The organism is Salinisphaera dokdonensis CL-ES53 (genome assembly GCF_040361215.1).
Lineage (GTDB): Bacteria > Pseudomonadota > Gammaproteobacteria > Nevskiales > Salinisphaeraceae > Salinisphaera > Salinisphaera dokdonensis.
Window position 1 is genome coordinate 155,386 of the sequence record NZ_APND01000005.1, and the last position, 14,664, is coordinate 170,049.

15 protein-coding genes and 1 tRNA gene are annotated in these 14,664 nt (G+C 63.2%); 8 read left to right on the top strand and 8 right to left on the bottom strand.

Features of this window, described 5'->3' with window-relative positions; translation table 11 throughout:
* The first annotated feature begins 1 nt into the window (after position 1).
* Positions 2 to 907 (top strand): LysR family transcriptional regulator, encoded by a 906-nt coding sequence (locus tag SADO_RS15380; protein WP_353112975.1) that lies wholly within the window; start codon positions 2 to 4, stop codon positions 905 to 907.
* Positions 908 to 938: 31 nt separating this feature from the next.
* Here SADO_RS15380 and madM read toward each other — a convergent pair whose 3' ends face one another.
* The 3 genes from madM to SADO_RS15395 form a co-directional block, all read right to left on the bottom strand.
* Entirely contained in the window at positions 939 to 1,706 is a 768-nt protein-coding gene (gene madM, locus SADO_RS15385; RefSeq protein ID WP_353112977.1) for a malonate transporter subunit MadM, read from the bottom strand.
* A complete protein-coding gene (madL, locus tag SADO_RS15390) occupies positions 1,699 to 2,109 on the bottom strand; it encodes a malonate transporter subunit MadL (protein WP_353112979.1) in 411 nt (136 codons plus the stop codon). The genes madM and madL overlap by 8 nt, the downstream gene beginning before the upstream one ends.
* Positions 2,110 to 2,396: 287 nt before the next feature.
* Positions 2,397 to 2,472: transfer RNA gene (locus SADO_RS15395), tRNA-Ala, on the bottom strand.
* 49 nt (positions 2,473 to 2,521) lie between these two features.
* On the opposite strand from SADO_RS15395, the gene SADO_RS15400 reads away from it, so the two are divergent.
* Positions 2,522 to 3,238, top strand: coding sequence for a TIGR04282 family arsenosugar biosynthesis glycosyltransferase (locus tag SADO_RS15400; RefSeq protein WP_353112981.1), 717 nt, complete (start codon positions 2,522 to 2,524; stop codon positions 3,236 to 3,238).
* Between the two features lie 39 nt (positions 3,239 to 3,277).
* Here SADO_RS15400 and SADO_RS15405 read toward each other — a convergent pair whose 3' ends face one another.
* Together SADO_RS15405 and SADO_RS15410 are read right to left on the bottom strand one after the other, a co-directional pair.
* Positions 3,278 to 4,459: a M14 family zinc carboxypeptidase gene (locus SADO_RS15405; RefSeq protein WP_353112983.1), complete on the bottom strand. Its 1,182-nt coding sequence runs from the start codon at positions 4,457 to 4,459 to the stop codon at positions 3,278 to 3,280.
* Positions 4,460 to 4,464: 5 nt separating this feature from the next.
* Positions 4,465 to 5,205 carry an LOG family protein gene (locus tag SADO_RS15410; RefSeq protein ID WP_353112985.1) on the bottom strand — a complete coding sequence of 247 codons (741 nt, stop codon included), beginning with the start codon at positions 5,203 to 5,205 and terminating at the stop codon, positions 4,465 to 4,467.
* Positions 5,206 to 5,428: 223 nt separating this feature from the next.
* On the opposite strand from SADO_RS15410, the gene clpB reads away from it, so the two are divergent.
* A complete protein-coding gene (gene clpB / locus SADO_RS15415; protein WP_353112987.1) occupies positions 5,429 to 8,011 on the top strand; it encodes an ATP-dependent chaperone ClpB in 2,583 nt (860 codons plus the stop codon).
* A gap of 71 nt (positions 8,012 to 8,082) precedes the next feature.
* On the opposite strand, the gene SADO_RS15420 is transcribed toward clpB, so the two are convergent.
* The gene (locus tag SADO_RS15420; protein WP_353112989.1) at positions 8,083 to 9,045 is read right to left on the bottom strand and encodes an aldo/keto reductase; all 963 of its coding nucleotides are present in this window, start codon (positions 9,043 to 9,045) and stop codon (positions 8,083 to 8,085) included.
* Complete coding sequence (locus SADO_RS15425) at positions 9,042 to 10,343, bottom strand: NTP/NDP exchange transporter (RefSeq protein ID WP_353112991.1); 1,302 nt, start codon at positions 10,341 to 10,343, stop codon at positions 9,042 to 9,044. The genes SADO_RS15420 and SADO_RS15425 overlap by 4 nt, the downstream gene beginning before the upstream one ends.
* 103 nt (positions 10,344 to 10,446) lie before the next feature.
* Here SADO_RS15425 and SADO_RS15430 point away from each other — a divergent pair, with 103 nt between their 5' ends.
* Positions 10,447 to 11,277, top strand: a complete 831-nt coding sequence (locus SADO_RS15430) for an aldo/keto reductase (RefSeq protein ID WP_353112993.1) — start codon at positions 10,447 to 10,449, stop codon at positions 11,275 to 11,277.
* Positions 11,278 to 11,350: 73 nt separating this feature from the next.
* On the opposite strand, the gene SADO_RS15435 is transcribed toward SADO_RS15430, so the two are convergent.
* Complete coding sequence (locus SADO_RS15435) at positions 11,351 to 12,397, bottom strand: Glu/Leu/Phe/Val dehydrogenase family protein (protein ID WP_353112995.1); 1,047 nt, start codon at positions 12,395 to 12,397, stop codon at positions 11,351 to 11,353.
* Positions 12,398 to 12,641: 244 nt separating this feature from the next.
* Between SADO_RS15435 and SADO_RS15440 the strand changes: the two genes are divergently transcribed.
* From SADO_RS15440 to SADO_RS15455, 4 genes are all read left to right on the top strand, one after another.
* Positions 12,642 to 13,055, top strand: coding sequence for a Tat pathway signal sequence domain protein (locus SADO_RS15440; RefSeq protein ID WP_353112997.1), 414 nt, complete (start codon positions 12,642 to 12,644; stop codon positions 13,053 to 13,055).
* A 66-nt stretch (positions 13,056 to 13,121) separates the two neighbouring features.
* Entirely contained in the window at positions 13,122 to 13,826 is a 705-nt protein-coding gene (locus SADO_RS15445; RefSeq protein ID WP_353112999.1) for a MotA/TolQ/ExbB proton channel family protein, read from the top strand.
* Complete coding sequence (locus tag SADO_RS15450) at positions 13,789 to 14,235, top strand: ExbD/TolR family protein (protein WP_353113001.1); 447 nt, start codon at positions 13,789 to 13,791, stop codon at positions 14,233 to 14,235. The genes SADO_RS15445 and SADO_RS15450 overlap by 38 nt, the downstream gene beginning before the upstream one ends.
* Positions 14,236 to 14,246: 11 nt before the next feature.
* Positions 14,247 to 14,654 (top strand): ExbD/TolR family protein, encoded by a 408-nt coding sequence (locus SADO_RS15455; RefSeq protein WP_353113003.1) that lies wholly within the window; start codon positions 14,247 to 14,249, stop codon positions 14,652 to 14,654.
* Positions 14,655 to 14,664: the final 10 nt, after the last annotated feature.

The window sequence follows — 14,664 nt, forward strand, 5'->3', positions numbered from 1 at the left end:
CGTGAGCAGCGACGAGATCACCCTGCGCAAGCTCGAGATATTTCTCGTGTTCATGCGCGAACGAAACCTGGCGCGTGCCGCCGAGGCGCTGTCGCTGTCGAGCGTGTCGGTGCACAAGGCGATCCATTCGCTGGAAGCCGCGGTCGGTTGCCCGCTGTTCGCCCACCGTAGCCGCTCGCTGGAGCCGCTGGAGTCGGCCTTCGTGCTCGAACGCCACGCCAGCGAGATCATCGAGCGCATTCAGCGCAGCGTCGACGAAACCCGTTCTGCGGCGGGCATCTCGCCGAGTATCTTCCGCATCGGCACGCTCTACTCGCTCACCGTGGCCGTGGTGCCGCGCATCATCAACGCCCTCAAGGAGAGCGTGCCGGACTGCGATATCGAACTCGTGCTCGGCTCCAATGCCGATCTCGAGGACAAGCTGCAGGCCGGCGATATCGATGTCGCGCTGATCTGCGTGCATGGCCTCGGCCGGCGCCGGCACCGCATCGTCAGACCGCTGTTCGACGACGAGATCCATATCGCCAGTGCCGCGGCGGACGCGCCGCGCGCCTCGGCCATACCGGTCGACCTGCGGCAATACGACGGTGCGCCTTTCGTGATGCTGTCGCAGGAGTTCGCCACCGGCCGGGACAGCTATCGCATGTTCCTCGAAGCCGGCATCACACCAAGAGTCGTGCTGCGCGCCAACGACATCTTCACGCTGGCCAGCCTGGTCAAGGGCGGCGTGGGGCATGCCCTGCTGCCCAAGCGCATCGACGACATCTACCCTGGCGACCTCTCCTTTGCCCGGGTCGCACCGAACCAGCGCGTTACGCAGACGTTGGGGCTGTGCTACCTGAAGTCGCGCGCCGCGGACGAGCGAATCGTCGCGCTGGAGGACGCCGCGGTCGCTGTTACCGGCTGACGCGGCGCCCCATAGATCGCCCGGCGACCGATCAGCCGCCGAGCAGTGCACGCACCACCAGATACAGCACCGACGGGCCCAGCAGGCAGCCGAGACCGGTATAGAAAGTCGCGGTCATGGCTCCATACGGCACCAGCCGTGGATCGGTCGCCGCCAGGCCACCGGCCACGCCGCTGGTGGTGCCCATCATGCCGCCGAATACCAGCGCGGCCGAAGGATTGTTGAGCGAAATCGTGCGCGCCACCATCGGCGTCACAATCATCACCGAGATCGACTTCACAAGCCCAATCGCGATCGACAACGCGATCAGATCCGAACTCGCGCCGATCGCGGTACCGGTGATCGGCCCGACGATATAGGTCGCCGCGCCCGCGCCGATGGTCGTCACCGCGACCGGGTCGGTATAGCCGAATGCATAGGCGATCGCACCACCTAGAAAGAACGGCACGATGATGCCAACGAAAAGCGCGACCACGCCGTTCAGCCCGGCCTTGCGCAGTTCCTCGACATCCACGCCAAACGCAGTCGCCACGATGGCGAAATCGCGCAGCATGGAGCCGCCCATCAGGCCGATGCCGGAAAACAGAGCGACATCGGCGAGGCCGTCTTCACCGCCGGTCGAGACACCGCCGATATAGGACAGCACCAGGCCCACGGCGATCGCGATCGCCGAGCCGTGGATACGCCCGGCCGTGAGGTGCTTGGAAACGAGATTACAGACCAGCATGAGCAGGCCAACGGCGGCAAACGCCGTGATCAGCCCATTACTGGCGAAGACATCCAGAAGACGTTCATTCATCGCGAACACCCCGCTCGTCTTCGATGTCGTCCAGCGGTACGGCGTACTTGCCCTTGCCCATCCGCGCAATCACCGGCACGAGCGCAAAGCTCACCGCGACCACCACAAGACCGCCGACCAACGCGACCGGGCCGCCCGTAACGGCACCAACCACATTCTGGCTGGCCGCCATTGCGACGACGATCGGGATATACAGCGAACTCCAGAATTCCACGCCACGCCGTGACGACACATCCAGACAGCCGGCCTTCTGTAGCCGATAGACCACGAAGACCAGCAGCAACATGGCCAAGCCCACCCCGCCCACGTTGGAACTCACGCCGATAGCGATACCGATCAGCTCGCCGATGACGTTGCCGGCCAGCATGCAGGCCGCCAGCAGCGCCACACCATAGATGACCATGGCTCTCCTCCTACTGTTATTTGTTGTAGGCGGAGTGTCTGCAGTGAAGCAGCGCTCTATCAACGAACGCGCTGTTAATGGTCTTATCCTGAACCTAATGCGCGCGCTGAATCAGCGACTTACGGAATCCACATACGACGATAGTCAAATACACCGGGCGGTATTTCCGTGCACAAGGAAGACGACATTCGTCGTGACTGCGTGCTTTACGGACTGCTAGGACATCCGGAACGCATTGCACGTCCGGAAACGAAAAAAGCCGCTCGGTGAGCGGCTTCTTCGATGTCTGGTGGAGCCGGGCGGAATCGAACCGCCGACCTTCGCATTGCGAACGCGACGCTCTCCCAACTGAGCTACGGCCCCGTTTTCTTGCCTGCTTACCTGCAAGCGAGCGGCGTATGATAGCAGGCTTATGTCTGTTGCCAACCCCCTGCATTCAAACGAAGCTTTTCCGTCGCGCGACGACGATCTCACGATCGTGATCTTTGCGAAGGCCCCGATCCCCGGTCGTTGCAAAACGCGCCTCGCGCGCGGCGTGGGCAATACACGCGCGGCACGTATCTACCGTGCGATGCTCGAACACGCGGTTGCCAGCATCACCGGAGCTGCGCCCGGGCGCGCGATTCTTTCCTGTGCGCCGAATACCCGGCACCCGTTTTTTAAACACCTGGCTCGGCGCTATGGCGTGACCCGTTACCGCCAGGCGCAAGGGGATCTGGGCACTCGCATGGCCGACGGCATTCGTCGCGGGCTTGGCCCGAATCCTCGAGGCCCCGTACTGGTCGTGGGAAGCGATCAGCCCGAACTCGGCGGTTCTTGGCTGGAACACGCCCGCAACGCCCTCGCGCGCGAGGGTAAAACGGCTTGGATGGCACCGACCGAAGATGGCGGGTACTGGGCAATCGGTCTGGATGGCGACACGCCGCGTGTTTTTCGCGGCCCGCGCTGGAGTACGCCGCGCGTGAGTACTGCCACGCGGACTGGGATGATGCGACTGGGCTTCGACCACGCGGAAATCACCCCACGCAACGATATCGACGAACTACGCGATTGGCAGCGCCTCACGCCCAGGTTACGCACGCAGTTGTCTCGTCAGGCGACGATGCCCGGCATTCGTTTCAGACGATAATGCGAAGCGCCTCGCCGATCGGCGAGGCGCCATGTCTTGTCAGCCCGCGTCGGCGCTGGTATTGCCGGCGCTGGCCTGGCGTACGCTACGGAAGTAGCGATCCAGCCAACCGTTGAGATCGGTAAACATCTGCTTGATCTCGTCGTCGCTCGGCGGCTCGTCGGCGTCGTCGAGCTCGACGGTGATCACCGGAATCCCTTTCATACGGGAGGCGAAGTTGCCCAGCGACCCTGGATATACGCCGAGACGGTGCAGGTTGAGGCTGCCCATCTTCTGCGGCGCCGGGAAATCGCCGTCGTAGTCGAGCACGCCGTAGGGGGCATGCATCGAGATGATCACGTTGGGCTGAAACTCCTCGATTTGCTCGGATAGCCAGCGGTTCTCGGGCTCGCTGCCAGCGCTCTCGCCCGGGAATCGACGTTTCTCGAAACCGACGCGACGCCAGTAGTCGCGCGATTCCTTGGCCCAGCCCGCAGTCGGCAGGTTGCGGTTCAAATCGACGCCGTTCGCATTCACGCGGGTTGGCGGCTCGTGAAAAAGCCCGTCGGGATTCATGACGGGCGCCACACGCCATTCATACCCGGTGCCCTCTTCGGCGATCATGTTCATCCAGCTGAACACGGTGCCGACCGAACTCAACTCGTCGCCGTGGGTGGCGGCGATCAACATCACGCGGCCAGAGCCCGGGCGCGAAGTTGCGTCGATCTGACGCACGATCAGCGGTCGGCCGTTGACCGACTTGTGACCGGAATCGGCGAACGCGCCGGACATGCAATCGCTGGACGCCACGCCATTCACGCGCTCGGCCAGACCACGACACCATTCGGCCACCACATCGCTGGGCGGAAGGCTCGACGCGGCGAGCTGCACGATACCGGTCCGCCCTGCGAGCTCCAGGCCGGGCATGAACTGGGGCTCGGCCGGCTCTTCGGGTTCGGCCGATTCGTTCGCAGCCGTCTGGTCGCTCGAATCGCTGCCTTCGATCTGCGTATCCGGCGAGGATTCGACCACACCCTGATCCTGACCGGAGTCGGCCATCTGGCCGGCCGCCGGCGCATTACGTTCGGGCGCCGATTCATCATCCGAAAAATCGTAGGTGAGCATCACCGTCAGCAGCGCCACCAGCACCATGCTGCCGATCCAGCCCGCGACGAGCAGTCGTGCACTGGGATTGAGGCCGCCCTGTGCGCTGCCTTGTTTCTTGAACGATCCGTTAGCCATGACAGTCAGCCGTGCCGGCTTTGTGCGGTCACCGTATCCTGCGCGAGCGCATCGGTGAGGAAATCAAATGCGTCATCAACCGAATCCGCTCGATAGAACAGGTCGATGTCGCGCTCTGCTATAAGCCCTAGTTCGACAAACACATCAAAGTTGATGAGTCGGTCCCAGAAGTCCTTGCCATAGAGTACTACCGGAATTCGCGGTTGTTTGCCCGTCTGTATCAGCGTGAGCATTTCGAACAGCTCGTCCATCGTACCGAAGCCGCCCGGGAAGATGATCAGCGCCTTCGCGACGTTCATGAACCAGAACTTTCGCATGAAGAAGTAATGGAACTCGAAATTCAGCGCATCGCTGATGAACGCGTTCGACCCCTGCTCATGCGGTAGCTCGATATTGTAGCCCATCGACAGGTCGCGATTGACGTCCGCAGCGCCGCGGTTGGCCGCCTCCATGATGCCCGGCCCCCCGCCGGTGCAGACATAGTAATGCTCATCGGCCGCGTGTGCCTCCATCGTCCAGCGCGTCATGCGCGCAGCAAGCTCGCGGGCCTCGGCATAGAAGTCCACCGTCTTGTCGACCGGATCATCCTCGCGGGGGCGCAATCGCGCAGAGCCCCAGAAGATCAGCGCACGGTGAACCTTGAGTTCAGCCAGTCGGGTTCTGGGCTCGAGATATTCGGACAACAGGCGCAGCGGACGCGCCTCTTCGCTGAGCATGAACTCAGCGTCGTTATAGGCCTTGGTCATTAAAACCCCGGTGAAAACAAATCGTCACGTGCCCTTTTGGGCGCTCGCGCGAGTATATCAGCGCGTTTATGGTCTTCGGGCGTCATCGGCGAACGCCTCGAACGAAAATTATCTTTCAAACGATGGTTGAATTGTTTGCGCCGGCACCTATAAACAGGGACATAGCAAAGACGCGCGCCAAACGGCGCCGCGTGACGACTGCCAAGGGAACGATGCAATGAGAATGGACAAACTCACCAGCAAACTGCAGACCGCACTCGGCGAGGCCCAAAGCCTGGCCGTGGGCCGCGACCACAATGAAATTCAGCCACTCCACGTGCTGCTCGCCCTGCTCGACGCCGAGGGCGGCACGGTGCGTCCGCTGCTCGACGGCGCAGGCCTGGACGTTCGCGATATCCGCAACCGACTGTTGAAAGCGCTAGACAATCTGCCCGTGGTCGGCGAGGCCACCGGCGATGTCGGTGCGAGCCAGGCGCTGATACGCGTGCTCAACCTGTCCGACAAGCTCGCTCAGAAACGTAATGACGCGTTCGTGTCCAGCGAGCTGTTCGTGCTCGCCGCACTCGAGGACAAATCGGAAGCCGGTAAAATCCTCAAGGATGCCGGCGCAACACGCGCCAACCTCACCACCCAGATCGACAAGCTTCGCGGCGGCGAAAGCGTGGACGACGCCAACGCCGAGGAGCAGCGCGGCGCGCTCGACAAGTACACCGTCGACCTCACCGAGCGCGCCGAACAGGGCAAGCTCGACCCGGTGATCGGCCGCGACGAGGAAATCCGTCGCGTGATCCAGGTGCTGTCGCGCCGGACCAAGAACAACCCGACCCTGGTCGGCGAGCCCGGCGTGGGCAAGACCGCTATTGTTGAAGGCCTGGCCCAGCGCATCCTCAACGGCGAGGTGCCGGAATCCCTGCGCGACAAGCGCGTGCTGGTGCTCGACCTCGGCGCGATGATCGCGGGTGCGAAGTATCGCGGCGAGTTCGAGGATCGGCTCAAGGGCGTGCTCTCCGATCTGGCGAAGCAGGAAGGCCGCATCATCCTGTTCATCGACGAGATCCATACGCTGGTCGGCGCCGGCAAGGCCGAGGGCTCGATGGATGCGGGCAACATGCTCAAGCCCGCCCTGGCCCGCGGTGAGCTGCACTGCATCGGCGCGACCACACTCAACGAGTATCGCGAGAACATCGAAAAGGATGCGGCCCTGGAACGCCGCTTCCAGAAGGTGATGGTCGACGAGCCGGATCTGGAAGACACCATCGCCATCCTGCGTGGCCTCAAAGAGCGCTACGAAGTACATCACGGCGTGGATATCACCGACGGCGCGATCATTGCCGCGGCGAAGTTGTCGCAACGCTATATCACCGACCGCAAACTGCCGGACAAGGCGATCGACCTGATCGACGAGGCCGCTTCGAAAATCCGTATCGAGATCGATTCCAAGCCGGAGGCGCTCGACCGGCTCGACCGGCGCCTGATCCAGCTCAAGATCGAGAAGCAGGCGCTCTCTAAGGAGTCCGACGACGGTTCGAAGGCCCGGCTGGAGAAAATCGACGGGGAAATCGCCGAGCTGGAACGCGAGTATTCGGATCTGGAGGAGATCTGGAAAGCCGAGAAAGCCAGCGTTGCCGGCGCGGCCAACAAGCGTGAGGAACTCGATCAGGCCCGCCGCGAGCTGGAAGCGGCACAGCGCGCCGGCGACTACGAGCGTATGGCCGAACTGCAGTACGGCAGAATCCCTCAACTTCAGCGCGAGCTCGAGGAAGCGCAGGCCGCCGAAGAGAAGCCGGCCGACCACAAGCTGCTGCGCAACAACGTGACCGACGAGGAAGTCGCCGAAATCGTGTCGCGCTGGACCGGCATTCCGGTCACCCGCATGCTCGAGGCCGAGCGCGACAAGCTGTTGCGCATGGAGGACTCATTGCACGAGCGCGTGATCGGCCAGAACGAGGCCGTCTCTGCCGTGTCTGATGCGATACGGCGCTCGCGTTCCGGTCTGTCCGATCCCGACCGGCCGATCGGCTCGTTCCTGTTCCTCGGCCCCACCGGCGTGGGCAAGACCGAGCTGTGCAAGTCGATCGCCACCTTCCTGTTCGATACCGAGGACGCGATGGTCCGTATCGACATGTCCGAGTTCATGGAGCGCCATTCCGTGGCGCGCCTGATCGGCGCGCCGCCGGGCTATGTCGGCTATGAACAAGGTGGATATCTGACCGAAGCCGTGCGCCGCAAGCCCTACTCCGTAATCCTGCTCGACGAGGTCGAAAAGGCGCACACCGACGTGTTCAACATCCTGCTGCAAGTGCTCGACGACGGCCGGCTCACCGACGGTCACGGGCGTACCGTGGACTTCCGCAACACGGTGATCGTGATGACCTCCAACCTCGGCAGCCAGCTCATTCAGGAGCTCGCCGGCGAAGAGAACTACGAAACCATGCGCGAGTCGGTTATGGAAGTCGTGGCCCAGCAATTCCGGCCCGAGTTCATCAACCGGATCGACGAGTCCGTGGTCTTCCACCCGCTGGCGCAGACCGAGATCCGTTCGATCGCGCGAATTCAGATGCGTGCACTGCACGAGCGGCTGGCCGAGCGCGAACTGACGCTCGATATCAGCGATGCCGCGCTCGACAAGCTGGCGGAGGCCGGCTTCGACCCGGTCTATGGCGCGCGCCCGCTCAAGCGCTCGATCCAGACGCTGGTCGAAAACCCGCTCGCCAAGCGCATTCTGGCCGGTGAATTCGTCTCCGGCGACACCGTCAAGGTCGATCTCGGCGAGGACACCGAGCTGCACTTCGAACACGCGGCATAACCCCGTCGGCAATCGCGACCGTACGAGCCCGCGGCCCGAGTGATGTCGGGTCGCGGGCTTTTTTGTGGTGTCTACAGCGAAGCGATTGTCTCGCGCATCCGCTTGCGCTGTGCGGCATCCGGCAGCTTGCCGTAGCCGGCGTGCATGTTGTCGCGCAGGTGCTCGGGATCGCTGGTCGCCGGGATGGCCGCCGTGACCGTCTCGTTGGCCAGGACATATTTCAGCGCGAACTGGGCCCAGGAAAAGCAGTCGAAATCCTTCGCATATTCCGGTAGCTGTTTGCCCTTCGTCGCGCCGAAGATGCGGCCGTCGTTGAACGCCCGGTTCACGAGCACGGCAATGCCGTGATCCGCCGCCATCGGCAGCAGCCGTTCCTCGGCGTCTGGCGTCATCACCGAGTAGTTGAACTGGACAAAGTCCATTTCCTTGGTCGCCATCTGGTGTTCGAGCTCGTCGAATGCGCTGGTCAGATAGTGGGTGATGCCGATATAGCGCACGCGCCCTTCTTCCTTGAGCTGCTTGAGCGTGGCCCACTGGTTTTCGAGGCCGATGAAATTGTGTATCTGCAGAAGATCGATCGGCTCGCCGAGCGCGTCGATCGAGGACCGGAACTGATCAAGCGTGGCCTCGCGGCTGGTCTTGCGCACCTTGGTCGCCATGAACAGCTGATCGCGCACGTCGGTATCGCGCGCGATCTCGCCGATATTCGTCTCGGCGTTGCCGTAGGACGGCGAGGTATCCACGAGCGTGCCGCCCATGGCGACGAACTCCTTCATCACGGTACGCAGCTCTTCGGCACTGCTGGACGACAGGCGCTCATAGGAGCCGGACGAGCCCATGCCCATGGCTGGAATCATCTCGTCGGTGCCCGGAATCGCGCGCTTGATCATGGCCTTGCTGCCGGCCTCCGCGTCCATCTTGGCGGCCAGCGCCGCCTGCCACGGCAGCATCGCCAGGCCCGCGCCCGCGGCGCCGTAGCCGAGCACGCGCCGACGGCTGATGGACTTGTCGAGTATCGAATCGGATCCGCTCATATCGCACCACCTCGATGGGGTTGGGTTGTCTCGTCTTGATTCTGTTGGCCCTGCTCGCGCGCCCGGCGGGCACGCCCAAGCGCGATGCCGAAGCCAGCCCAGATCGCGGCCAGCGGCATCGCGGCAAAGGCCAGTGCCGACAGGCCCAGGCCGATGGCCGACAGGCCGGTGAACAACCAGCCACTGGCGGCATCGCCACCACGGTAGACCACGGTATCGATGAAATTCTTCGCCTTGTACTTGTCCTCGGCGCTGACCACCGAAAACAGCATCTCGCGTGCCGGTTTGGTGATCGCATAGTTGCCGGCCCGACGTACCACCTGAAATACCACGAGCACCACCAGCGTCGGCGCCAGGCCTAACGCTCCGAAGCCAACGGCAACCGCCACCGGAATCATGGCCAGCGCAATCGGCAGGCCGAGCCAGGTCACCAGCCGCGCGGTGGCAAAGAATTGCAGCGCAAGCGTCAGCGTGTTGGTCGCCAGATCCATGACGGCGAACACCTGCGTGCGCTGGGCGCTGCTCTCGAACGCGCCCTCGACAATTCTCGCCTGCTCGAAATACAGGAAAGTCGACAGCGCTGAATAGAACACGATGAATACGCAGATGCCGAGCAGGTACGGCGAGCGCGCGACATGCGTCGCGCCGGACCAGACGCTTTCACTACGCACCCTGGCGCTCGGCTTTGCGCCGGATGCCGGACCGGCGCGCTGCATGACCTGCAATGCGCAGACCACCGCCGCGATCAGCAACGCCGCAGATAGCGGCAGCAGATTGATCGGCCCAAGGCGCTCGACCAGTAGCGTGGTCAGACCTGGCCCGGCAATCGCGCCGAGACTACCGCCTGCCGCGATCAGTCCGAACAGCCGCAGTGCCTGATCCTTGTCGAACACGTCGTTCATCACGCTCCAGAACAGCGAGATGACGAACAGATTGAACACGCTCACCCACACGAAGAAGGCGCGAGCGGTCCATTCCGGCGCAACCTCGGCGCGCAGCAATACAAAGAACACCAGCAGATTCGCGACAAAGAACCCGTAACTGACGATCACCACGCCGCGCCGCGAGAAACGCGCCACCGCCCAGCCAAAGGCCGGCACCACGGCCAGCATGAGCACGAATGTGGCAGAGAACACCCACGCCAGTGCATCTACCCCGCCTTGGATACCCATCTCGTCGCGCAGCGGGCGCAGGATGTAGTAGCCGCAAAGAAGGCAGAAGAAGTAAGCGAACGACCAGGCGACCGGCACAAACTCGCCGGACTCCAGCTTGAGCGCGCGGGACAAACGCCCGGTCACGCTTTTGCCCACAGCGACAAGGTGTTGTGCATGCGACCCCATCCGATTGAAAGCATCAGTAACGAACCTTACCTAAGACAAGACGCACGAACAGGAGTTATCGATGCAACACATCAATGCGAATGGCGCAAAGATCCCGGCGATCGGGTTCGGAACATTCGAACTGGAACCGGCCGATGCCGAGGCGATGGTCGCCCATGCGCTTGAGGTGGGTTATCGGCATATCGACACCGCCCAGATGTACAAGAACGAAGAAGCGGTCGGCCGCGGGCTGAAGCAGTCCGGTGTGGCGCGCGAGGATATCTTTCTCACCACCAAGGTCTGGACCGATCGGTTTGCCGACGGCGATCTGCAGGCGTCGGTGCGCGAGAGCCTGGAAAAGCTCGATACCGACTACGTCGACCTGTTGCTTCTGCACTGGCCAAACCCGGATATCTCGCTCAAGGAAACACTGGGTGCGCTAAACGACGTGCGCGAGCAAGGCCTGGCCCGGCATATCGGCATCAGCAACTTCACTGCCCCGCTGATCGAGGAAGCCGTTGATCAGATGGGAGCGCCGCTGGCCACCAACCAGGTGGAATACCACCCCTACATCAGCCAGCAGCCGGTGCTCGACAAGCTCGCCGAGCACGACATGGCGCTCACCGCCTATTGCCCGCTGGCCCAGGGCCGGGTATTCAAGGAGCCCGCCCTCGAGCGGATCGGCAACGCCCACGGCAAGAACGGCGGCCAAGTCGCGCTGCGCTGGCTTGTTCAGCAGGGCAACGTGATCGCGATTCCCCGTTCCTCGAACAAGGACCACGTCACGAATAACTTCGAGATCTTCGATTTCGAGTTAACCGACGAGGAGATGCGCGAGATCTCGGCGTTGCATTCAGAGGATGGGCGGATCATCAATCCGTCGTTTGCTCCCGCCTGGGACAACGCGGCCTGATCCGAACGGACCGTTGCACGAATAAGAGCCGCGCTGGCAAGCGCGGCTCTTATTTATCAGATTGTTAAGAGAACTATCTCGAAGACGCCTCAATACGTGCCTTCGCCATCTGCGTGGCGACCGTCTCGATCGTTTCGCCGCGTGAGATAGCCTCGGCAAAGATTTCGTCGAGCGTGCTCTCGATCGAGGCCACACGGAAACGTACGCGCTCGGTGTTGTAGCCCTCGCCGTCGAGTTCGTCGCTCACATTGATCAGCCCGCCCGCGTTGATGACGAAATCGGGCGCATAAATGATGCCGCGGGCGGCCAGGCGCTCGCCGTCTGCAGCAATCGCCAGCTGGTTGTTTGCCCCACCCGCCACGATGGCGCAATCCAGCTCGGGAATGCTGCGCTCGTCGAGGATCGCGCCGATCCCGCAAGGCGCAAACACGTCAACCGATTGCGCGTGAATACGATCGTTATCGACGATTCGCGCGCCGGCACCGGCCGCCCGTTCGCAGGCCTGCTGGCTGATATCGGAGGCGTACACCAGGGCGCCGGCGGCCATTAGACGTTCGATCACGCCGAAACCGACGTTGCCACAGCCCTGAACGGCAACGGTTAGACCGTCAAACTCGACGGCTCGCCCTGCCGCGCGCAGCGCTGCACGCATACCCGCAATCACGCCGTCGGCGGTATGCGGCGACGGATCACCCGAACCGCCTGCTTCCAGGCTGCGACCGACCGCATGCGGAGTGACTTCATTCAGCAAGGCGATATCCGCTTCGGTCATGCCCATATCCTCGGTCGCCACGTAGCGTCCGGCCAGGCCATCCACCGCGCGGCCCAGTGCGTGCATGCCGGCTTCGCGATCGCGCGGAAACGGGCCCAGCACGACGGCCTTGGCGCCGCCACAACGCAGCCCGGCACAGGCTGCCTTGTAGCTCATGGCTTCCGACAGGCGCAGCACGTCCGTGAGCGCGGCCTGCTCGTCGGCATACTCACGAATACGCACGCCGCCCAGGCCCGGACCGAGTGCGGTCGAATGCACCGCCACGATGGCGCGCAGGCCGGTCGCGGCGTCCGCCACATGACAAACCTGTTCATGGCCAGCAGCGGCCATTTGCGAGAAAACGGTCAAGATACGCTCCTGATCAATGCAACAGCCAGCAGTCTGAAGGCGTGCCGGGCCAGTGTCGATAACCGCGGTCCATGGTTGCGCCAGCCCTGACTGACAGCAATACTGGCAATGATTTAGAAAACAACAAGCCACGCGACGGTGGCCGCAGGGCAACAATCCGTTCACACCAGCCCAACCGACAGGATCGCGGGCACCAGGGGACCGGCACATGACGTCGCCGGCCGTCATTTTTCGGGATACAGCTATGCTCATACGTGCACTGATCGCTGCCTTCGCGCTGGTTGTGAGTTCCAGCGCGTTCGCCCAGGCCGGCGGTATCGAGGTCGAGCTCAACAAGCTCGAGCCGGTCGACGGCGCCTGCCGCGCCTATCTGGTGACGCAGAATCTCAGCGATGCGCGCTTCGACGCCGTCCAGCTCGACGTGGTGATGTTCGACAACGACGGCATCGTTGCCCGTCGTCTGGCGGTGCAGATCGGCCCGATGCCCAGAAACAAGACGAGCATCAAGGTATTCGATATCAAGAACCTGGCCTGCCAGGACATCGGCCAGCTGCTGCTCAACGACGTCATCGAATGCCGCGACGACAGCGGCGCGCGCGACGACTGCCTGTCACTGCTGTCGGTCTCGCAGCGCGGAAACGTGCCTTTCATCAAGTAGTTCTGCCATGCCTGCAGCCCAATCACCTGAGCAAAGGTCCGGTTCGACAACGCGAGGAGTATCGGCTTGAACCAGTTAATGCAGGCTCTCAACGGCGCCCGCGACATACTTACGCTCGGCGGCCCGGTCGTGGTTCTGCTGCTTCTCATGTCGCTGGTGGCGATCACCATCGTGCTCGCCAAGATGCTGCAATTCCGGCGTGTGCGAATCAACGACCGCCGCAGTGCGCGGCAGGCGCTCAAGATCTATCGCAGCGGCAATGCGGCCGCCGCTGCGGCCAGCGCGCGCCGCTCCCCCAATCCGGCAGCCCGCACGCTTGCCCGCGCGATCCAGCTGCGCGACCGACCCGATGTGCCGGAACCGGTTCTGCGTGAAGAGATCATGCAGTACGGCGGCGACATGCTCGAATCGCTGCGTAGCCACTTGCGTCCACTGGAAGTGATTGCCGCCCTCGCCCCGCTGCTCGGCCTGCTGGGCACGGTGCTCGGCATGATCGAGGCGTTTCGGGATCTCGAGCAGGCCGGCAGCCAGGTCGACCCCGCCGTGTTGTCCGGTGGCATCTGGCAGGCACTGCTGACCACCGCCGTGGGCCTGGCCGTGGCCATGCCCGTGATCGTGGCCCTGAACTGGCTGGAACGCGCAATCGATCGCTGTGCCCACGAAATGGACAGCGTGGTCACGCGCGTATTCACGGTCGACCTCGCCCGCACGTCCAACGTTTCGCTGAGCGACGATGACGACGAACGCAGCCACGACACCCCGTTCGTTTAGCGACAGCGTTCGATCGCGCGGACGACGCTCGCTGATCAGCCTGACGCCGCTGATCGACGTCGTCTTCATCCTGTTGCTGTTCTTCATGCTCGCATCGAGCTTTCTCGACCTGCATTCGATCGTGCTCGACGCGCCCGCCGAAGGCAGCGGCGCACCAGCAGTCGAAGGCGCCTTGCTCGTCGATGTACGCCTCGACGGCATTCGTTTTGCCGGCCGTTATGTCGGCATGGACGAACTGGTCCAGCGGGTGCGCATCGCGCTGGCCGATGCGCCCGACCGTCGCGTGCTCGTGCGCCCGGCCGAGCAGGTCAAGCTGCAGGATACGGTGCGTATCCTCGATGCACTCTCCGCCGCGGGCGTTCAGCGCTTGTCGCTGATGGAACTCGCCAACGCCGGCCGGCGGCGCTGAGGCGCTCGGGCATGAAGTTCTCGCGCAGACATCGGCCCCGCGGTAACGGCGACGAATCCGTCCTGCCGTTGACCAATGTCGTCTTCCTGCTGCTGATCTTCTTCATGCTCGCCGGCCGCCTCGCCTCACCCGAGGCTTTCGAGATCAAGCCGCCGGTATCGACGAGCGAGGCGCAGGCCCGCCGCGACGGTCTCGAGATCCAGCTCGCCGCCAACGGCGAGATCGCGCTCGATGGCAAACCCGTGGATCTGGAGACGCTGGAACGGCGCGTAGGCGAGCAGATCGAGGCCAGTCCCGGCCTGGCATTGCGTCTCAAAGCCGACGGCGCGGGCGATGCCACCCGGGTTGTAGCAGTGATGCAGGTCTTGCGCGATGCAGGCGGCGAGAAGCTGCGCCTGATCACGATCGCGCCCGAGTAGCGCAGGCCGC